Source organism: Thermoanaerobaculia bacterium (assembly GCA_018057705.1).
Lineage (GTDB): Bacteria > Acidobacteriota > Thermoanaerobaculia > Multivoradales > JAGPDF01 > JAGPDF01.
In genome coordinates this window covers 1-19822 of sequence record JAGPDF010000083.1, presented here as the reverse complement: position 1 = coordinate 19822, position 19822 = coordinate 1, and the positions used below count along the sequence as shown (strand labels likewise).

The 19822-nt window shown below is 71.2% G+C and carries 16 protein-coding genes; 10 read left to right on the top strand and 6 right to left on the bottom strand.

What is annotated here, in order from left to right; translation table 11 throughout:
- Positions 1–133: 133 nt before the first annotated feature.
- Together KBI44_18390 and KBI44_18385 are read left to right on the top strand one after the other, a co-directional pair.
- Complete coding sequence (locus tag KBI44_18390) at positions 134–385, top strand: zinc ribbon domain-containing protein (GenBank protein ID MBP9146455.1); 252 nt, start codon at positions 134–136, stop codon at positions 383–385.
- 86 nt (positions 386–471) lie between these two features.
- Positions 472–1506, top strand: coding sequence for a hypothetical protein (locus KBI44_18385; GenBank protein ID MBP9146454.1), 1035 nt, complete (start codon positions 472–474; stop codon positions 1504–1506).
- An 86-nt stretch (positions 1507–1592) separates the two neighbouring features.
- On the opposite strand, the gene KBI44_18380 is transcribed toward KBI44_18385, so the two are convergent.
- The 3 genes from KBI44_18380 to KBI44_18370 all read right to left on the bottom strand — a co-directional run bounded on the left by KBI44_18380 (position 1593) and on the right by KBI44_18370 (position 4560).
- The gene (locus KBI44_18380; GenBank protein MBP9146453.1) at positions 1593–2819 is read right to left on the bottom strand and encodes a hypothetical protein; all 1227 of its coding nucleotides are present in this window, start codon (positions 2817–2819) and stop codon (positions 1593–1595) included.
- A 252-nt stretch (positions 2820–3071) separates the two neighbouring features.
- The gene (locus tag KBI44_18375; GenBank protein MBP9146452.1) at positions 3072–3569 is read right to left on the bottom strand and encodes a peroxiredoxin; all 498 of its coding nucleotides are present in this window, start codon (positions 3567–3569) and stop codon (positions 3072–3074) included.
- A 40-nt stretch (positions 3570–3609) separates the two neighbouring features.
- Entirely contained in the window at positions 3610–4560 is a 951-nt protein-coding gene (locus KBI44_18370) for an NmrA family NAD(P)-binding protein (GenBank protein MBP9146451.1), read from the bottom strand.
- Positions 4561–4735: 175 nt separating this feature from the next.
- On the opposite strand from KBI44_18370, the gene KBI44_18365 reads away from it, so the two are divergent.
- The 5 genes from KBI44_18365 to KBI44_18345 all read left to right on the top strand — a co-directional run bounded on the left by KBI44_18365 (position 4736) and on the right by KBI44_18345 (position 11070).
- Entirely contained in the window at positions 4736–6166 is a 1431-nt protein-coding gene (locus tag KBI44_18365; GenBank protein MBP9146450.1) for a CSLREA domain-containing protein, read from the top strand.
- A gap of 237 nt (positions 6167–6403) precedes the next feature.
- Entirely contained in the window at positions 6404–8479 is a 2076-nt protein-coding gene (locus KBI44_18360) for a hypothetical protein (protein MBP9146449.1), read from the top strand.
- Positions 8480–8540: 61 nt separating this feature from the next.
- On the top strand, positions 8541–9674 hold the full coding sequence (locus KBI44_18355; protein MBP9146448.1) for a hypothetical protein: 1134 nt from the start codon (positions 8541–8543) through the stop codon (positions 9672–9674).
- A 40-nt stretch (positions 9675–9714) separates the two neighbouring features.
- Positions 9715–10200 carry a PaaI family thioesterase gene (locus KBI44_18350; protein MBP9146447.1) on the top strand — a complete coding sequence of 162 codons (486 nt, stop codon included), beginning with the start codon at positions 9715–9717 and terminating at the stop codon, positions 10198–10200.
- A gap of 90 nt (positions 10201–10290) precedes the next feature.
- A complete protein-coding gene (locus KBI44_18345) occupies positions 10291–11070 on the top strand; it encodes an alpha/beta fold hydrolase (GenBank protein MBP9146446.1) in 780 nt (259 codons plus the stop codon).
- A 47-nt stretch (positions 11071–11117) separates the two neighbouring features.
- Here the strand turns inward: KBI44_18345 and KBI44_18340 are convergent, their stop codons facing one another.
- Positions 11118–12542, bottom strand: coding sequence for a SpoIIE family protein phosphatase (locus tag KBI44_18340; protein ID MBP9146445.1), 1425 nt, complete (start codon positions 12540–12542; stop codon positions 11118–11120).
- A gap of 173 nt (positions 12543–12715) precedes the next feature.
- Here KBI44_18340 and KBI44_18335 point away from each other — a divergent pair, with 173 nt between their 5' ends.
- Positions 12716–13591 (top strand): hypothetical protein, encoded by an 876-nt coding sequence (locus KBI44_18335; GenBank protein ID MBP9146444.1) that lies wholly within the window; start codon positions 12716–12718, stop codon positions 13589–13591.
- Between the two features lie 41 nt (positions 13592–13632).
- Here KBI44_18335 and KBI44_18330 read toward each other — a convergent pair whose 3' ends face one another.
- Entirely contained in the window at positions 13633–14418 is a 786-nt protein-coding gene (locus KBI44_18330; protein ID MBP9146443.1) for a DNRLRE domain-containing protein, read from the bottom strand.
- Between the two features lie 259 nt (positions 14419–14677).
- Here KBI44_18330 and KBI44_18325 point away from each other — a divergent pair, with 259 nt between their 5' ends.
- The gene (locus tag KBI44_18325) at positions 14678–15784 is read left to right on the top strand and encodes a hypothetical protein (protein ID MBP9146442.1); all 1107 of its coding nucleotides are present in this window, start codon (positions 14678–14680) and stop codon (positions 15782–15784) included.
- A 99-nt stretch (positions 15785–15883) separates the two neighbouring features.
- Here KBI44_18325 and KBI44_18320 read toward each other — a convergent pair whose 3' ends face one another.
- Complete coding sequence (locus tag KBI44_18320; GenBank protein MBP9146441.1) at positions 15884–17530, bottom strand: hypothetical protein; 1647 nt, start codon at positions 17528–17530, stop codon at positions 15884–15886.
- A 194-nt stretch (positions 17531–17724) separates the two neighbouring features.
- On the opposite strand from KBI44_18320, the gene KBI44_18315 reads away from it, so the two are divergent.
- A partial coding sequence (locus KBI44_18315; GenBank protein MBP9146440.1) for a putative metal-binding motif-containing protein occupies positions 17725–19822 on the top strand: 2098 nt, incomplete at its 3' end.

Below are 19822 nucleotides of genomic sequence, written 5' to 3'. Positions count from 1 at the left end.
CAGCTCTTCGACGCGCTCTTTCGCGACGGTTTCGAATGGAACGCCAGCGGTCGCTGGTCGTTGACCGTTCCCTGACGCCCGAGCGCACAGCAGCTAGCCCCGGGCGCTACAATTCACTGCGGGAGGACTGCCGATGCCGCTCTACGAATACCGCTGTCCCGATTGCCAGGAACGCTTCGAGATCATCCAGCACCTGGGGACCTCTGCTGCCGAGACCGTCTGCCCCACCTGCGGCGCCCAGCACGTCGAGCGCCAGCTCTCGACCTTCGCTGTCGCGAATAGCGGCTCCGGAGCGAGCTCCACGCCCGCCCCGAGCTTCGGCGGCTGTGGCGGCGGGCAATGCGGAATGGGCGGTGGCGGCTGCGGCGGGGGCGACTGGAACTAAAGCGGCGCCGCCGGCGGACGGCCACGCTGCGGAGGGAGTATGCTGCGCTGAAATCGAGCCCGGCCTTCCTTCTCAGAGGTGCCAAGATGCCGTTCCATGTTCGGTGGACCCGCACGAAGATGGTCGCCGTCGCCGGTTTCGTTCTTCCCCTGCACGTCGTGCTGGCGCAGATTCCTGTCTTCTCCGACGACTTCGAGAGCGGCGACCTCTACGCGTGGAGCGCCGTCGTTCCGACCATCGCGCTCGACCCTGATCTGCCGGGCCCCTACACGGTCGGTTCTCCATTCATCGAGTCGGTGACCGTCGCCGCCACCGGCAACACCTTCGACGTCAAGGTCTGGCGACCGACCGCCGGACCCGATGCAGGCCCCTGGCCGGTCGTGGTGCTGGCACACGGGAACCAACTGCCGATTGCCCAATACGACGGCTACGCCAGCCGGCTCGCCTCGTTCGGGTACGTGGCGCTCAACGCCGACTACCCCTCCCCGCTCGGCGCGCCCAACCATCTCGTCGCCGCACAGAATCTGCGCGGTGTCTTTACCTGGGCGGCGACCGCTCCCTCGATCTCCGGCCTGGTCGACCTGACGCGCACCGCGCTCGTCGGACACTCTGTCGGCGGGAAGCTCGGCCTCCTCGCTGCGACCCTGGATCCCCAGGTCGATGTCGTCGTCACGCTCGATCCGGTGGACGGTGTGCCGGCTGGCTGCACCTTGCAGAACTGCCCCGACGTCAGCTCGCTCATGAGCAGCCTGGCGATTCCGACTCTCTTCGTCGGCGAGACACTCGACGCGACCTCAGAGTTTGGGCAGGCCTGCGCCCCGGCCGCCGACAACTACACCACCTTCTATGCCGGCACGCCCCCTCCCAGTGTCGAGGTCACCGTGCTCGGCGCAGGGCACATGAGCTTCCTCGACGACCTCGCGAACTGCGGCTTTACCTGCTCCTTCTGCCGGACGCCGACGACGGCCAATGCGACCGTCAACGGCCTCGCCAAGGCCTATACTGTCGCCATTCTGCAGCGCCATCTGCGCGGCATCGCTTCATACGACACTTACATCACCGGCGCGCTGGCACAGTCGCGCTACATCGACACGGGTATCGCGACCCTGCAGTCGCGTTGAGGGTTCGCCGCGCCCGCCGCGTCCGCCGCCCCTAGCGGCCGACGCGGGCCGCACGGGCCTGGCGCCTTGCGCGCTCTGTTATCCGCCTACGGCACCGTCAGCGTCCAGGCCTGTGCGCCGGCGCTTTCGAAGCCATCGTGAAAGACAAGCGGGAGGTCCTGCAAGCAGTAGAGGTACGCATACGCGAAGCCGCAGCTCATACCCCCGCCCGCGGTCCACGCGGTGAGGACACTGTTGCCGGTGCCGAGTTCGCCCGTCCCCGAGATCGAGCTCCAGTTGGAACAGCTCGCCGAGGCGACCGTTCCGTTCGCCAGGGTGCCCGTCCAGATTCCGACGTTGCCCAGATAGAGCCCGGTCTCGGTCCGGTTCAGCGGCGACTCGAGATCGCCGTCGGTCAGGTCCTGGCGGCTCTGCGCGATCACGATACCGTCGAGCCGCATCCAGGGCCCGTCATGCTGAAAGCGGCCGATCGCGTTCGTGCTGTCGGTCGAAAGCCAGGCTTTGAAGGCGGTCGAGTCGCGCAGGCCGGCTGCCGCGGCGAGGTTCCGGCAGATCGCGTCGCCGGCTGCAAGCCCCGTCGCGCCCGCGGCGGTAGGCCAGGAGTGGAGGTCGCCCGTGCCTTCCGCTGAGGTCGCGAAGGCCAGGCGCCCCCAGGCCGGAAAAGCCGGCAGGGGATCCCCGGGACCGGTCTCGAAGCAGTAGAGGCGACGGATCGCGCTGGAGCAGTTCCCGCTCCCGCTCGAGGTCCAGCCTCCGGACGTCAGGTAGGGGGATCCGTCGTACACCGGATCCGGCGAGGCCGCTGAGGTCCAGTCGACGCAGGTTGCCGGGCCCACGACCCCTTGCAGGCCCGTAGCGGTCCACGCCACCCCGACCTCAAGATCGACGCCGAACTCGTTCACCGAAGGTGGATAGAGCACCTGCTCGAGTGGCGCGAGGAGGTCCGGCAATCCGGCGCCGAACGGCTTGCCATCGGTGCGCCACCAGGGGCCGGCAGCGGCCGGCAGCGTCGGCTGACCGCAGTTGGTGGCCCGCTTGCCGCCGAGGTTGTGCATCCGGCAGTAGGCATCGTCGATCGAGTCGGAGATCCAGGCCCGGTAGGCAGCGGCGTTGGCCAGGCCCGCCGCGGTGGCGCGCGCCTGGCAGATGGCATCGGCGGCATCGAGGCCGGTGAAGCCCCCTGCGTCGGGCCAGGTGGAGAGATTCCCCGTCCCGGTGACCGAGGTGAGGAACATGTGGCGCGTCACCGCGCCGAGCGGCGAGGCGACCAGGGCAGAGAGCAGCAGACAGGTGACCAGGCGAACGGAGCGCATGAACAACCTCCCCGGCCGGGAAGGGGACTCGCGGTGCCGGAACGTGAGGCCTTCCGCGGCGTTGTTCGATTGGAGGCTTCGACCGGCAACAGAGACCGCGACGACGTCTCCGCTGCCTCCACTTGGGATGGTGCGCCCGGGACCCCGCCCGGGAACACCCCGACGGGGTGGCTACCGAGCCTGCCTGCCGGGGTGGGGTCGGACGAAAACCGGGCCGGAGCGAAGTGCTACCCCCCGGAGGACGGACCCGGATCAGCCCCGGCTGGACTCGCTCAGCGTCTCGAGCAGGTGGTCGGCGCCGCAGACGGTGACGCCGCTGGCGGGCTCGACGGCGAGCATCAGGAAGACGCCGTCCTCGACCACCGCCGCGAAACGGCGGCAGCGTTGGCCCATGCCGCCCGCGGAGCGGTCGACTTCGAGTCCGAGTGCCGCAGCGAGCTCGCCGTTGCCGTCGGCGAGCAGGTCGACCTTGCCGGTCGCCCCCGTGGCCTCGCCCCAGGCGGCCATGACGTAGGGGTCGTTGACCGCCAGACAGGCGATGGCTTCCACCCCCGCCGCGCGAAGCTCTTCGGCTTTCGCAATGTAGCCCGGAAGATGGATCTCCGAGCAGGTCGGGGTGAAGGCCCCCGGCAGGCCGAAGAGCAGGATCTTGCGGCCGGCGAAGTACTCGCCGGTCGCGGCCCTGACGCCGCCCTGCGCCGACGCCAGCCAAATCGTCGCTTCCGGAATCCGATCCCCGACCTCGATCATCTCTTGCGCTCCCGTCCGGCGTTCGACCGCGCCGCTCACCCTATCCGATCGGGATCTTCTGGATGTTCGCAGCCAGCCAGGTGTCGAAGTTCTGCAGGCCGGGATGGAGGTCGCGCGACAATTTCACGTCGCGGTTCGCCAGAAACTCCCGGTTGAAGATCGACTGCACCTGGAACATGTTGCTCATGTCGTCGGCGCCCGGAAAGCCGAGGTTGCGGTAGACCTCGAACGGCAAATCGGTGAAGGTCACCGGCTCGCCGAGATGCTTCGCCATCCCCGCCGCCAGCTGGTCGCCGGAGAGGACCTCGCCACAGATGCCGAAGCGCTGTCCGGCGGCGCCCGGCCCCTTTTTGAAGACGCCGTAGGCGCAGCCGCCGATGTCCGCCGCCGCGATGCCGGGCAACAGGCCACCGCCGAGCGCAAAGGCGAGCCCGAGCTTGCCGTCCTCGCCCCGCCGCGGCCCCATGCCGAAGTGAATGAAGTTGTCCCAGTAGAACGAGGTGATGAGGTAGCTCGTCGGCGCAGCCTCGGCGGCGAAGATCGCATCGGCCTCGCCCTTGGCGTCGAAGTGCGCCACCTTGTACCTGCCGTGCAGCGTCGGCACCCGGTCGTCGGCGAGGGGAATCCACTTGCGCGTGTCCTCGAGCGTCGACCAGACGACGTGCGCCGCACCCGCCTGGCGGGTCGCGCGGGCCATCGCCGAGGCTTGCGCGAGCTCCCGTTCGGCCGAGAAGTGCTCCCAGAAGTTGGTCACCACGAAAACGCCGTGCGCGCCGGCAAAAGCCGCTGCGAGCGTCGCCGGAGCGTCGGCGTCGCCCGCCACGACCTCGGCGCCGGCGGCGGCGAGCGCCCTGCCCTTGTCCGAGTCCGGCTTGCGGGTGATCGCCCGCACCGCGAACCCACCCTCGCGGTCCGCCAGAATCGCCCGCACCAGACCCCCACCCTGCGCCCCCGTGGCTCCGACGACAGCGATGATCTTCTTGTCTGCCATGTTCGACTCTCCTTGCTGAGATCTTCGCATTTTGCCTGAGTCTGGATGAAGGGCCCGATTCCAGGTCGCCCCGGTCCGGCCCGGAAGGGGCGACCCGCGGGCCTGCGGACGGGGCGGGAGCGACCGATGTCCAGGTTCGGAGGCCGAATGCGCCATCTGGAACAAGGAGATCCCCATGCCCCCGTCACGGATTCCGGCGCCCGCTCTCGCTTCGATCGCCCTGACCCTGCTGGCGTCGCTCGTTCCCGGCGTCGCGGCGCCGCTCGCGGCAGCGACGATCGCCGTCGACACTCTCGCCGACAACGAGGCGGCCGACGGCCTCTGCTCCCTGCGCGAAGCGATCCAGGCGGCCAACGACGATCTGCCCTTCCTCGGCTGTTCCGCCGGCGAGGACCACGACCTGGTGACGCTCGAGCTCACCGGCACGATCGCCCTCACCTCCGACCTGCCGGACATCACGCGCAACCTGACACTCGCCGGGCCGGCCTCGGGCACACTCAACCTGAACGGCGGCGACCACCGCATGCTGGTGATGAATGGGGCCCCCAACGGCAAGACGCTGCGCATCGAGCGCCTGACGATCCGCAACGGCCTGAACGCTGCCGGCGGCGGCTGCATCTCGATCCAGCGCGCCGACCGCCTCGAGCTCGTCGACAGCCGCGTCACCGGTTGCGAGACTCCGGCCGCCGGTGGCGCCATCTTCGGCGACAACGCAGAGGCGTTGACGATTCAGCGCAGCGTCATCGAGAACAACACGGCGACGCAGGGGGCCGGTGGCATCTACCTGATTGGTTTGGGAATCCCGGCGTTCGCCGGCGAGGGCGACGTTCCGACGGCGACGGTGCTGATCGAGGACTCGACGATCTCCGACAACTCGGTGCCGGCCGAAGCCTCCGGAGGCGGCGTCGCGATCGCCTGGGCGAACGGCGAGATCCGGCGCTCGACGCTGAGCGGGAACTCGACTCGGGCGACGGGCGGCGGCCTGGTGGTGATCTACGGCACGGTCCGGGTCGCGAGCTCGACCGTCACACTGAACTCGTCCGACATCAACGAGAACGACGGCGGCGAAGTAGGCGGGGGGATCTACGCCTTCGCCAGCGAGCTCTATCCTTCGATCGTGGAGCTGCACAACAGCGTGATCGCGGGCAACATCGGCGCCTCGCTCGCGAGCGACTTGAAGGTCGGCGACAACTCGGCGATCCTCTCCGACGGTTTCAACCTGATCGGCGTCCGCAATGGCGCCGACGCGCTTTTTCCGCTCGGCACGCCGAACGCCAACGACGACTGGGTCGGCAGCCGTGCCGCGCCGGTGATCGCCGGACTTGCCGCGCTGGCCGACAACGGCGGCCGCACGAAGACGCATGCGCCCTCGCCCGGCAGCCTCCTCGTCGACCGCGGCGAATGCCCGGACGCGCTGAGGGACCAGCGCGGCTACGGCGACCTCGCGAATCAGCGCCGCCCGGTGAACGAGCCCGTCGTCCCCGACTCCGCCGACGGTTGCGACATCGGCGCCTTCGAGGCCGGCGCCGAGGAGCTGCCGTTCGTCCTCTTCGTCGACGGTTTCGCGAGCGGCGACACGAGCGCCTGGTCGAGCGCCCTGCCCTGAAGGCCCGCGGGGCCGAATCCGGACTCTCCTCCGCCTCCTGCGCGGCGGCCCCCGCACTGAGTGCCACGATAGGTCGCCGGACGCTTCGTCGTCAGCCTGAACGTGGCGCCGACGGAACCGGCGCCAAGGCCTCTGGGAGGCGTCGTGCGGGGCGCGCGCGGCGACCCGCCCCAACGGGCAGGAGAGCCTACCCGTTCGGCTCTTCCCAGGGCACGGAGGCGCTGCTAGTGGAGTGGCATGAGTACTCCACGACACGATGCTCTCTCCCAACGCCGCTGGCCCCGCGCCACCGGGATCTCTGCCCGCCTCGGTCGCCTCGCGACGCTCGCCCTGACCGTCCTGCTCGGTGTTCCCGGCCTCTGTGCGGGCACCCCTGACCTCCCTGCAGCTCCCGAAGCCGGCTGGCGTCTGGTCGCCTGGAACGACCTCGGCATGCACTGTCTCGACGCCGACTTCTCCACCTTCGCGATCCTGCCGCCGTTCAACTCGATCCACGCCCAGCTCATCGATCCGTCGGGGGCGCTCGTCACGGCGCCCGGGGGCCTCACCCTGACCTACGAAGCGGTCGCCGATTCGACCGGCTCGATCAATCGCACCTCGATCGGCAAGACGAACTTCTGGGACCATGTCGCCGACCTCTTCGGCGTTACGCTCCCCGAGGACAAGGGCCTGGCCGGGCACGACATGCCCGGCGCGGCGAACACGCCGCAGCCGATGACCTGGACCGGCGCTGCCCACTGGTGGAGCGCCGAAGGCATCCCGATCACGCCGATCGACGATGCGCAGGCCGGGAACGCCTACCCGATGATGCGCATCGTGGCGCGGGACGGCGCCGCAGTCCTCGCCGAGACGCGCCTCGTCCTGCCGGTCTCCGACGAGATGGACTGCTCGGCCTGCCACGCCTCGGGTTCGGGCGACGCCGCGCGCCCGACCGCCGGGTGGGTCACCGACCCCGACCCGCAGCACGACTACAGGCGCAACATTCTTCGGCTCCATGATCAGGAGCAGCTCGCCAACCCCCTGTTCGTGGATGCGCTGGCGCAGAACGGCTTCAGCTCCGCCGGCCTCGAGGCCACCGTCGCCGGTGGCCGCGCCCTCCTCTGCGCGGCCTGCCATCCGTCGAACGCCCTCCCCGGCAGCGGCCTCCCCGGCCTCACGCCGCTCACCGGTGCCGTGCATTCACTGCACGGCGCTGTCGAGGATCCCGTCTCCGGCCTCACGCTCGGCACATCGAGCCTGCGCGGCGCCTGCTATCGCTGTCATCCCGGATCGACGACGCGCTGCCTGCGCGGCGCGATGGGCAAGGCGATCGGCGCCGACGGCCTGCCGTCGATGCAGTGCCAGGACTGCCACGGCACCATGGCGGCGGTGGGCGCCGCGACGCGGACCGGCTGGCTCGACCAGCCGACCTGCCAGAACTGCCATACGGGTACCGCGGTCGCGAACGCCGGTGAGATCCGCTTCACGACCGTGTTCACGGCTGCCGGGCTGCCGCGCGAGGCGGTCGATCCGATCTTCGCCACCCAGGCGGACGTTCCGGCCCCGGGCTTCGATCTCTACCGCTTCTCGTTCGGACACGGCGGATTCGCCTGCGAGGCCTGCCACGGTTCGACGCACGCCATCTTTCCGTCGAGCCACGCGAACGACAACGTGCAGAGCCTCCAGATTCAGGGTCATGTCGGCATGCTCACCGAGTGCCTCGCCTGCCACGCGTCGGTGAGCCCCGGCCTCGCCGGGCCGCACGGCCTCCACCCGCTCGGGCAGATCTGGGTCGAAGATCACGCCTCGTACGCGGACACGAACGGCACCGCCGCGTGCAGCGATTGCCACGGCTCCGACGAGCGCGGCACGGTGCTCTCGGCCTCGCAACGCGCCTGGATCGCGACGACGGACTGGGGGGCCAGGAGCTTCTTCCGCGGCGCCAAGATCGGCTGCTACGCCTGCCACAACGGCCCGGACAGCGAAGATCCGACGACCGACCAGGCGCCGGTCGCGACGTCGCGCGCGGCGACCGCCTCGGCGGCGATCCCGATGCGCATCGCGCTCGCGGCCTCCGATCCGGACGGCGATCTGCTCGAGCTGCGCATCGTCGATCAGCCGGCGCACGGCTCGGTGGCGATCGCCGGGTTCCAGGCGCTGCTCTATCCCGACGCCGGTTTCGACGGTGCCGACACCTTCACCTTCGCCGCCTGGGACGGCAAACGCGAGTCGAACCTCGCCACCGTGACGCTCACGATCCACGACGACGGCGGCCTCTTCGCCGACGGAGTCGAGTGCGGCGCCACGACCCGCTGGAGCCGCGCGGCGCCCTAGAAGGGGCAGGAAAGGACCGGCGTTCGCAAACCCGGAGGCGCTCCGCGCGTAGGTAGCTTTCATGTCCACCTCCGCGCGGCGCCGGGTCGTCTTCGGTTGGCTCCTCTGCCCTCTGCTCCTTTTCGGATCCACGCTCCACGCCGAGCTTCTCGCGGGTTCGGAGCTCCAGAATCTGGCCGACGCGATCGGCCCCGCGGAGGCGCGGCGCGCCATGACGGGCATCGCGGCGCGGGCCGATGCCACCGGCCCGCGCGGCGCGTTCGTGAGCGAGATCGTCTCGCTCGCCGACGGTACCGCCCGCTTCCGCCTCGCGATGTCGTCCGGCGACACCGACATCCTGCTCGCCGCCGGTACGCCCTATGTGCACAAGGACAACCGGATGCAGGCGGCCGACGCGGCGATGACGAGCTTCGTGCGCGGTCACGAGGTGCACCGCATGTTGCTCGATCTCGAGCAGCGCTTCCGCCCCGATGCGCGGGCGGTGGAGCCCGGTTGTCTGGCGCTCCGCGGGCCCGACGCTCTCCCGGTGACGATCTGCCGCGCCGCAGGCTCCGAGCGCCCCTCGACGATTGTGCTCGAGCTGCCCGCGGCGCTCGGTGGCGGCACCACCACCATAGAGCTCGACGATTGGCGGGCTGTCCTCGGCGCGCAGCTGCCGTTCGCGGTCGATTTTCTCCACGCCGGCGAGCGCCACGCCTATCGCTACACGGCGGTGCTGGCGTTCCGCCTCGCACCCGGGAGCGCGCTGCCGCCGGCCGACGCCCCCGAGGAGCTCTTCGCCCGCCTCGGAGATCTCGCCGACCTCGCGTCGGCGCATGAGCGGACACTCCAGGCGCACCGACAGAGCGACGTCCGGATTCTCCTCGGGGACGCCGCCGGACAGAGCACGATCTCCGGGCGCGGCAGCTTGAGAGAGAGCTCGCGCGACGAGCTCGCCGCCCGTCTCGGGCCGTACCTCGAGAGCATCCGCTTCACACGCTACGAGGATGTCGTGGTGCCCGTCGTGGCAGTCTCCGCCGACGGCTCGCTCGGCTGGCTCGCCTGCCAGATCGAAGCCGCCGGAGAGAGCCGGGTATCGAAGCTTGCGGACGGCTCCGCCGAACCGATCGCCTACGGGTTCAGCTGGATCGAGCTCTATGCGAGCGCGGCGGGGAGCTGGAAGAACATCGGCAACGCCTCGAGCGCCCGACCTTGAGAGAATGCCGCCGATCCCGTCCCTTCGAAAGGAGCCGCGCATGTCGAATCCCGAGCGACCGTTCATCCAGGACTTCTACCCCGACGACTCCGCGCACTGCTACGGCTGCGGCCGGCTCAATGCGCACGGGCTCCATCTGCAGAGCAGGTGGGAAGGCGATGAGGTCGTCGCGCAATTCACCCCTCGGCCGCAGCACATGTCGCTGCCCGGCTTCGTCTACGGCGGATTGATCGCGTCGCTCGTCGACTGCCACGCCATGGCGACCGCTGCCGCTCATGTCGAGCGCCTCGCCGGCCGCGAGCCCGGAGATGCCGAGACGCCGCGCTACGTCACGGCGGGGCTGCACGTCGACTACCTGGCCCCCACGCCGCTCGGCCCGGAGCTCGTCGTGCGCGCCCGGGTTAGCGAGACCGGACGACGGAAGATCGTCGTCGCAGTCACCGTCTGGGCCGGCGAGCTGCAGACGGCCCGCGGCGAGGTCGTCGCCCTGCCGATGCCCGCCGCGATGTCCGCCGCCCCCAGCTAGCCCCGGGACACACAAAAGGGACACACAAAAAGGACACGTTGCCGGGACACGTGAACAGCCGTTCCCCACTCCCCTGCTACCCTTGAGGGAATGCCCCTCGTCCCCTGGCCCGCCGGCGCTCCGGCTCCAGCGCTCCCGGCGCAGCCCCCGTCGCTGAGCGTCGCCGCGCTGCTGCAGCTCTCCCTCCTTCGGGAGCTCTTCGTGCGCCGTCGCCGTGCGCCGCTGCGAAAGGAGATGGCCGGGGCGCCCCGCGGCGCGGGCGAGACGGTCTGGGTCCTTCCCGGCATGGGCGTCGGGGACTGGTCGACGCGCTCGCTCCGTCGCTACCTCCGGCGCCAGGGCTTCGACGCCCGGGGCTGGGGACTCGGCAGGAATCCGCCCGACGCCGAGGCGACCCTGGCGCGCCTCCTGCCGAGGCTGGAGGCGCTCGTCGTCGAGACCGGGGCACCCGTCGCGCTCATCGGCTGGAGTCTGGGCGGTCTTCTGGCGCGTGAGCTCGCACGGCTGCGGCCCGACCTCGTGCGACAGGTCGTCACGCTCGGCAGCCCGGTGGTCGGAGGCCTCCGCCATACCGCCATCGGCGGCTTCTATCGCATTCAGGGATGGGATCTGGACGAGATCGACCGTCTCGTCGCTGCGGCCAACCGGACACCGATCCGCGTCCCGGTGACCGCGATCTGGAGCCGCCGCGACGGCATCGTCGCCTGGCAGGCCGCCGTCGACGACTTCACGCCGGAGGTCGAGAATCTCGAGGCGGCCTCATGCCACTGGGCTCTCGGGCTCGATCCGGAGGTCCTGGCGGCCCTGCCCGAGCGGCTGCAGCAGGCACCCGGCCGGAAACCGCTGCCGGGAGCGACCCGAGCCTCCTAACCCGCTCCGACCATCGTGGTCCGTCATCGTGTCCCTGCAATGTGTCCCTACGCCAGACGGCGGACGACGACGAGCGTGAGGTCGTCGGCCAGATGGTCGGAAGCGACGTGGTCGACGACGCGGCGGACGAGCTCGTCGGCGATGCGCACCGCGGTGATGTCGTCGCGGCCGGCGAGATCGGCGAACGCCTCCCGGACGCGCTCGCCTCCGAACGCCTCGCCGGCCGGGTCGAGCGCTTCGGTCAGGCCGTCGGTGTAGAGCAGGAGGCAGTCGCCAGGATCGAGCCGGACACGGCGCTCGACAAACTGCTCTTGTTCGAAAGCGCCGAGCGCGGGACCACAGTTGCCGAGCTCCTCGACCCTCTCGACCTTCCCCGCGCCGCGAACCAGCAGCGCGGGTGGATGCCCGCAGCTCGCGTAGACGATCTCGCCGCTCCCCGCGTCGAGCACCGCGTAGCAGCAGGTGACGAACGCCCGTGTCGCCGTCGACTCGCGCAGCAACCGGCTCACTGCGGCGACGGTCGCCGCCGGCCCCGACCCCGCACCGGTCCCGCGCCGGGCGCGCATCAGAGCGCGGAAGGTCGCCATGATGAGCGCCGCCGGAACACCCTTGCCGGCGACATCGCCGATCACCAGCCCGTGGCGCCCGGCGCCGAGGCGAGTCTCCGGCCCGTCAGGCTCGAGCGCCCTGCGCGGCGGTAGCGGAGCCAGCGGAAAATGATCGTAGAGGTCGCCGCCCAGCTCGAGACTCGGCCGGCAGAGCCCGGCGATCTCCCAACCCGGAACCTCGGGTGCCGCACGCGGCAGGAGGCCGAGCTGGACCTCGCGGGCCAGGCGGACCTGCGCGTCGACCTGTTCCAGCTCGACCAGGCGCCGGTGCAGCATCGCCTTTTCGATCGCCATTCCCGCCGCCTCGGCGAAAAATTCGAGTCGCTCGAGATCGGCGGCGTCGTAGGCCGACAGACGGTCACTCTCGACGTCGAGCGCGGCGATGCCACGGCCCTCGAAGAGAATCGGCACGACGACCTCCGAGAGGGTCTCGGGGCGCCCGACGACGTAGAGCGGTTCGCTCCGGACGTCGCGCGCCAGAACGCTCCGGCCGGTGCGGATCGCCCGCCCGATCAACCCCTCTCCGGCGGAGAGCATCCGGTCGTCCGCCGCCGGCCGCTCTTCGTAACCACGCCGCGCCACCGCGGCGATCTTGCCGACCACCGGCTCTCCCGGGGCTGCCAGGACCTCGTTGAGCGCGAAGATCCCGGCGGCGTCGAACTCGACGACCGTGCTCACCGCGTCCAGGAGGCGGTCGAAGATCTGGCCGAGGTCGAGCGTGCCGCGGCTGCGGCGCGCGATCTCGAGCAGCAGGGCACAGCGCTCCTCGGCGCTCAAGCTCCGCCGTTCGTCCGTCCCGGCCTCGCCGGCGGCGTCCCGGGCCGCCCCGAGGTCGGTGGCCCGTTCCTGTCGATCAGCGGTCACGCGCACCTCCCTGGAAGAGAATACGCAGATCGCGGCGGAATGTCCCGCCTGCCGCCTGCGTCGCGCCGCCTCCAAGGGGCCGGCCCGATGCGCGATCCGCTCCGGCCGAATCCGGACCGGCGACGAAACCCAGGGGCAGCGCAATCCGTTGTATCTCGCAGGAGGAGCTCACTATGCGCTCGCAACCGTTCGCACCGGCAGCACTCGGCCTGACCCTCGCCGTCCTTTGCACCCTGACGTTCGCGGCTGGCGCCGCAGCCGCGCCGTTCCGCCTCGAGAAGCGCCTGCCGCTCGCCGCAGGAGGGAGCTTCGCGCTGTCCTCGGAGGCGGGCGGCGTCGAGGTCCGGGGCGGCGACGTGGCGGAGGCCCAGATTCTGGTCACCTCGAATCGCGACGATTTCGCCGAGCTCTACGACGTGCGTTTCGCGACGCCGCGCCCCGACCGGATCGAGGTCGTCATCGAGAAGAAGTCGCGCGGTCCGGCGGGGTGGTTCGGCGGCGGCAGCGGCCGCACCGAGGTCCAGGTCACCCTGCCGAAAGGCGTCTCCGCCGAGATCGAGAGCTCCGGCGGCGGCATCGACATCGCGGATCTCGACGGCAAGGTCACGGCCGAGAGCTCCGGCGGCAGCGTGAAGGTCAGGAATCTCGGCGGCGCCGTGCGGCTATCGAGCAGCGGCGGGTCGATCGACGGCACGAACATCGCCGGCGATATCGAGGCCTCGAGCAGCGGCGGCGGTGTCGAGCTCCGCGAAGCGCATGGCCGGGTCGTCGCCGAGAGCTCCGGCGGTGCAGTGAGCGTCTCCTTTGCCGCCGGCAACGGCCGGGGCGGCGACCTCTCCTCCTCGGGGGGCGGCGTTGCCGCAGCGGTCGATCCGACCGTCGGCCTCGAGATCGACGCCAGCTCGTCGGGCGGCGCGGTCGCCTGCGACCTGCCGCTCACCGTCCGCGGCCGTATCGGCCGCAACGAAGTCCGGGGCACCCTGAACGGCGGCGGCCCGCTCCTCGAGCTCGACTCGAGCGGCGGCGGCATCGCCATCGGCGGGCGCTGAGCGGCGGGCGGGAAGTCCGTCGCTCCTGCCCAGCACCGCGTTCATCCGGGGGGCTCGACAAGACTCCATTCGGCGACGTCGCCCGACTCGAATCCGTCGTGAAAGATCGCCACGAGGTAGACGATCTCGAGCTTCGGCCGGTTCGGCGTGTCATTGTTCTCGCGGCTGTTGAAGCGCTTCGCCGTCGGAAAGTCCGACTCGTACCCGAGGAGGACCCACCCGAAGTTCGCCGCCGGCGACTCGAGCCAGTCCTGAACGTCGCTCGCCATCTCCGCCGTCGGGCCCCAGGTGTAGGTGGCGATGTCATCGACGGTCTGGGTGGCGCTCGGCGTGGCAGCGAAATCGCCCCCGACGGTGGCCCAGGTCGTGGTCGCCCAGAAGGAGTGGATCCACGTCGCATCGCCGAGCGTCGCGGCGGCGCCGTCACCCTCCGAACCCTCGGCGTCGGAAGTGCCCTCCCCCCAATCGGCGGTCAGCCGCCGGAGCTCGACCGCGAAGGGCCCGGCAATCGTGCGCGTCATCCGGAGCTGCAGCCGGGCACTGGCGATCTGCGCGCCGGCCGGAACGTTGCCGGCGACGTCGAAGGCGAGGAGCGCCCGCCGGCGCCAGTTCCCGCTGGTCGTGCCGCAATAGAGAGAGTCGCCGGCACCGTTCGAGAGGGCTCCTGTGGGATGCTCGTACAGGGTGTTGTCGCGCACCGGCTCGAGCACGACGGTCGCGCCGAAGGCCGCCGGTGCCGATCCGGCAAGGACGACGAGCAGCACGATCCGCGCCAGGCCCGCCCAGCTTCCGCCCCGACTCTGCCTTGCCCGCGATCCGTCCGCCATCCTGGTGCTCCTTCACGAAGATCCGCGACCCTACCCTGCCGGCGCCTCAGCGTCCAGCCCGGGACAGGAAGCCTTGGCTCCGCGCGCTCCGGTGTCCGGCCAGGGACTGGCGCCGTGAGCGCGCGCGCACCAGGATCCACCCGGCCAAAGCGACGCTGGCGAAGGAAACTTCGCCACAGGCGACTTCGTAGAGAGACCTTCGAAGCAAACCGGGGCGTCCGGGAACCAGCCGAGTCGCCCGGAGAGACGAGGACTTTGCATGCACCACTCGATCCTGCACCGGCCCGGATTCGCTCTGTTCCTCCTGCTCGCCGCTGGGGCGCCAGCGCAAGACGCTCCCGAAGCCCCGCCGCCGGCTCCCGTCCCTGCGGCCCCTTCCGGGGCCACGACGCCCGCCGCAGCACCCGGGCCCCCGCGAGCCACGGCCACCACCACCCTGATCGCAGCCGCGCCGGAGGGCGGTTTCCACTACCCGTACCTCCTGGTGGAGCCGCTCCCTGCCGCAACGTCAGCGGCCGGCGCGGCGGAGATGGGTGCCGCAGATGCCGCGCGCGGAGCGGCGCCGGCAGCCGGCTTCCTCCTCGTCGAGCCGAACAATAGCGGCAGGCTCTCCGACGATCTCGCCGTTCACCTCGCGGCCGCGCGCGAGCTCGCCAGGACCGCGATCGGCGGCTACCTGGCACGCGAGCTCGGCGTGCCGCTGCTCATACCGGTCTTCCCCCGGCCGGAGACGCAATGGGAGCTGTATACCCACCAGCTCGATCGCGACACGCTCGCGATCGAGGATGGACCGATGCGCCGGCTCGACCTGCAGCTCCTCGCGATGATCTCGGACGCGCGCGGCCGGCTCGCGAGCCAGGGCCGGCCGGTCGCCGAGAAGGTACTGATGACCGGCTTCTCCGCCTCCGGCTCGTTCGCCAACCGTTTCACCGCGATGCATCCCGAGCACGTTCAGGCCGTGGCCGCCGGCGGGCTCAACGGGATCCTCATCCTGCCGGTCGAGTCGCTGGGCGGAAGAGCCCTGCCCTACCCGCTCGGCGTCGCCGACCTCGCGCCTGCGAGCGGCCGCGCCTTCGACGCCGCCACCTGGCGCAACGTGCCGCAGTTCCTCTACATGGGGGCGCTCGACGACAACGACGCCGTACAGTTCGACGACGGCTACTCAGCCGCCGAGAAGGCGATCGTCGATGCCGTGATCGGCGCCAAGATGCAACCCGATCGTTGGGAGCTTTGCCAGCGGATCTACCGCGAAGCCGGCGCCGCTGCGACCTTCCGCACCTTCAAGGACGTCGGCCACTTCACCACCCGCGAGGTCAATGAGGAGATCCGCGACTTCTTCCGCGCCCAACTCGCCCCGCCGCGGTAGTCCCCAAAAAGAATTGGGGACAGTCCCCAATTTCTGCAAATCATTGCGCGATCGAGGTTTAGGAAAATTGGGGACTGTCCCCAATTTCGCCCAATTTCCCTAGGAGGCGGGTTTCACCGGGACGAGCGCCGGGACGCCGGCGGCGTCGAGCATTCTCCGGAAAGCGCTCGAGGCGCGCAGCGGGGCGAACGCAGGGTCGATCCGGGCGAGGACGGAGTCGCTTTCGCGCCGGCCCAGGGCCCGTTCGAGCGCCGCCATCGCCAGCTCGCTCTCGCCGAACTGAGCGTAGATCCGCGCTGCGCCGGTTGCCGCACCGACTGTCGCTCCCGGCAGGCGGTCAGGAGCGGCGGCGCGCTCCTCGAGCAGGCGTGCCGCCTCGCTGGCATCGGGCATCATCCAGTCGCCGTTGGCGAGCAGGCGCACACGCTCGTCGTCCCGGGTCGCGCCGGCCTCCAGGATGTCGAGCAGTTCGAGCTCGACGGCCGCCGCAGCCAGGCGCCGCTCGGAGAGGTGCATGGCGGCGAGCGCGGCGTGCGCCCGGCGGAAAAGCGGCTCCTGCCGGACGACCGCGGTGAGCAGCCCTCGCGCCTCGATGGAGCGCCCCGAGAAGTAGAGGATCCAGCCCTCGTCGGTCGCGACCTCGGGATCGAAGGAGCCCGGCGGACGCAGCGGCTCGAGCTCCGCGAGCGCCGCGGCGAAGCGACCCTCGACGACGTGCGCCCAGACGAGCGCCCTGCGTCCGCCGACGTGCAACGCGTCGAGAGCGAGCACCCGTTCGGCGGAGGTGCGCGCGGCGACGGCATCGCGGCCAGCGAAGAGCTGCGTGAACGCGAGCGCCGCCAGCGGCTCCGCGAGCTTCGCCTCGTAGCCGAGAGCGATACTCGACGCCAGCGCGGCCTGCGCCTCGCGGCGGGCGCGTTCCATCTCCCCTTCGAGCACGAGAACATTGGCGAGCGCGCCGTGCGCGGCCGCCTGGTTGCGCGGACCCGGGTCGAGCTGCAGGGCGGCCTCGAAATGAGTGATCGCGGCGCGGCGTGAGGCGAGGTCGTAGCCGGCGGCGGCAGCGACCCCCTTCGCCATCTCGGCCGCCGCTGCGGAGCGCAACTGTGCCGCACTGGCCTGGGCCGCCGAACCTGCAGCCCTCTGGGCGGAGCCCCCCGAGACCGCGCGCACAGCCCAGTAGAACGCCGCCACCACGACGACCAGCGCGAGCCCTGCGAGCAATCCGACGGCCAGGTGTCGCGGCGCGATCAGGGTGCGGTGCGCGCTGCGGCGCCCCGGCACCGCCGGCCGCGGCGGGCTCACCGGCGTTTCGCCACCGCCCGCCGCCGGCGCGGCCACCGGTCCGCTCGATCCGGCGGCTCTGGGGGCTGCGCGGGCTCCACTCGCAGCGCCCGAGCCCGCGGCGCCGGATTCCCCGATCGCCCGCACCGGAATGAGCAGTCTGCGACCGCGCCCCTTCAGCGACTGGATCGTGGCGACGCCATCTGCGCCCTCGTCGAGCGCCGCGGTGAGGTCGCGCAGCAACCGGTCGAGCTCACCGGTCGGCGGCATAGCCTTCGGCCAGAGCTCGCGCTCGAGCTTCGAGTCCTCGATCCACTCTGCTGGATGTGCGATGAACAGGGCGAGGAGCTCGAGCTCGCGCAAGGGCAGAGGAACCGCCCGCCCCTCGAGGAAGAGCCGCTTCTCGCGCGCATCGAACTCGAAACGTCCCAAGGCATGGCCGAGCCGCACTTTTTCACTCACGACGCGACCGATCCTAACCTCGCCCGCCCCCCCCGGACTACGGAGCGTTCCACGCCCGCGGGCCGCTTTCCCGGCCATTCGACATTTCTGCCCAGATTCGTAGACTGCGCCCACGAATCGAGGGATTCGACCCGAGCCCGCACACCGTCTGCTGTCCGCGGACGGCGGCCGTGCGCATTCGTGGAGGAATCGAGATGATCGTCGCCGATCCCGGTGCCTGCCGGCGCTTCCAGCGTGACCCTTTTCCCCCGGCCCGGCGCAACCTCGCGCTCCAGGTGCTTTTCGCCAGCGGTCTCGCGATCGCCCCCGCCACCGCGACGCGCTCTCCCGAAGGCTCGATACCGGTGTTCGCAGACGGTTTCGAGAGCGCTACGCTGTGCGCCTGGTCGGCGACCGTGCCGCCCTCGACTTCGACCTGGTACCTCGATTCCGATGGCGACAGTTTCGGCGATCCCGCGGCGCCAACCGAAAGCTGCGCCGCTCCCGCCGACCATGTCGCCAACGCCGACGACTGCGACGACGCCTCCGCCGCGACCTTTCCCGGCGCGGCGCCCCTCGACTCGCCCACCGCCTGCATGCTCGACTTCGACACCGACGACTTCGGCGGCGACGCCCCGCCCGGTGGCATCGCGCCGGGAAGCGACTGCGACGACGTGGCCGCTGCCGTGAACCCCGCGGCCGACGAGCTCTGCAACGCCATCGACGACGACTGCGACAGCGCCGTCGACGAGGGCTTCGATCTGGACAACGACACCTGGACGACCTGCGCCGGCGACTGCAACGACAGCGACCCCGCGATTCACCCCGCCGCGGCCGACGACCCCGACGCTGCTTTCCTCGATCGCAACTGCGACGGCATCGACGGCGACGTGGCGCGCGCCGCCTTCGTCGCGCCCTCCGGGACCGACGGCACCGGCTGCTCCCTCGCCTCTCCCTGCAAGACGGTCGGCCATGGCACGGCGGTCGCGGCGGCGGATCCCTTGCGCGACCAGGTCTACGTCCGCGCCGGCACCTATACCGAGATCCTCCAGCCACCGACCGGCGTCGCGATCTTTGGCGGTTACGACGCCGCCTGGTTGCGCGCCGACCGGAACACGCCCGGGCACACGGCGACGATTCAGGGAGGCTACGTCGCCGCGGTCGACGCCTGGATCACCGTGCGGGCCGCCTCCATCACGGCGTCGTTCGCCGACCTGGTGCTCGCCGGACCGACAGCACTCTCTCCCGGCGACAACAGCCAGGTCGTGCACAGCCTGCTCTCGACACTCGACTTCGCCCGCGTCACCTTCCTCCAGGGCGACGGCGCCGACGGCGGCGCCGGCGGCAACGGCAGTTCGGCGAGCGCCACACCGGCGGCGACCGGCGGCGACGGGATCGACGGTGAAGAGGTCGTCGTCATCTGCAGCACCCTGCGTCTCGCCGGCGGCCCAGGGGCCAGCAACCCGGCCTGCCCGGGGAGCGTCACGGACGGCGCGGCGGGCGGCAGCGGCGGCGGCACGGACACCTCCTGTCCGGGCGTCGGCGGCACCTGCAGCGGCAGCCAGTGCAACGCCACCGCCGGCCTCGGCGGGTCGGCGTCGAGCTCGGGTGCCGGCGGCGGTGCCGGCGGCGGCACCTGCGCAGCGGCGGTCGCCGGCAACGGAACGCCCGGCGCGGTGACCGACGGCGTGGCCGGCGCTGCCCAGGGTGCGCAGGGTTTCATCGTCGCCAACCAGTGGCGGGCGTTCTCCGGCGGTGCGGGCGGAGTCGGTTCGCACGGCGGCGGCGGAGGGGGTGGCGGCGGCGCCGGCGGCTGCGACTCAGGGGTCAGCGACGATCGCGGCGGCGGCGGCGGTGGTGGTGGCGCCGGCGGCTGCCGCGGGTCGGCGGCAGGCAGCGGCGGCGGCGGAGGCGGCGGGAGCTTCGGCATATTCGCGATCGACAGCACCATCGTCGTCGCCGATTCGCTGTTCGCTCGCGGCAGCGGTGGTGACGGCGGCGCGGGCGGCACCGGGGGCGCCGGTCAACCCGGTGGCGGCAGCGGACCCGGAGGTGCCGCGACCCCCGATAGCGGCCCCGGCGGCAACGGCGGGGCCGGCAGCCGCGGCGGTCATTCCGGCGGCGGCGCGGGCGGCTCGGGCGGCGCGAGCTGCGGCGTGATGAGGTTCGGCGGCGCGCTCAGCAGTCTCGGCAACAGCTTCCTCGGCGGCGCCGGCGGCAGCGGCGGCCCCGGCGGAATCTCCCCCGGCACCAACGACGGCGCCACGGGCACGGCCGGCTTTCTCGCCGCGACCCGCCTCTGCGCCAGCGCCG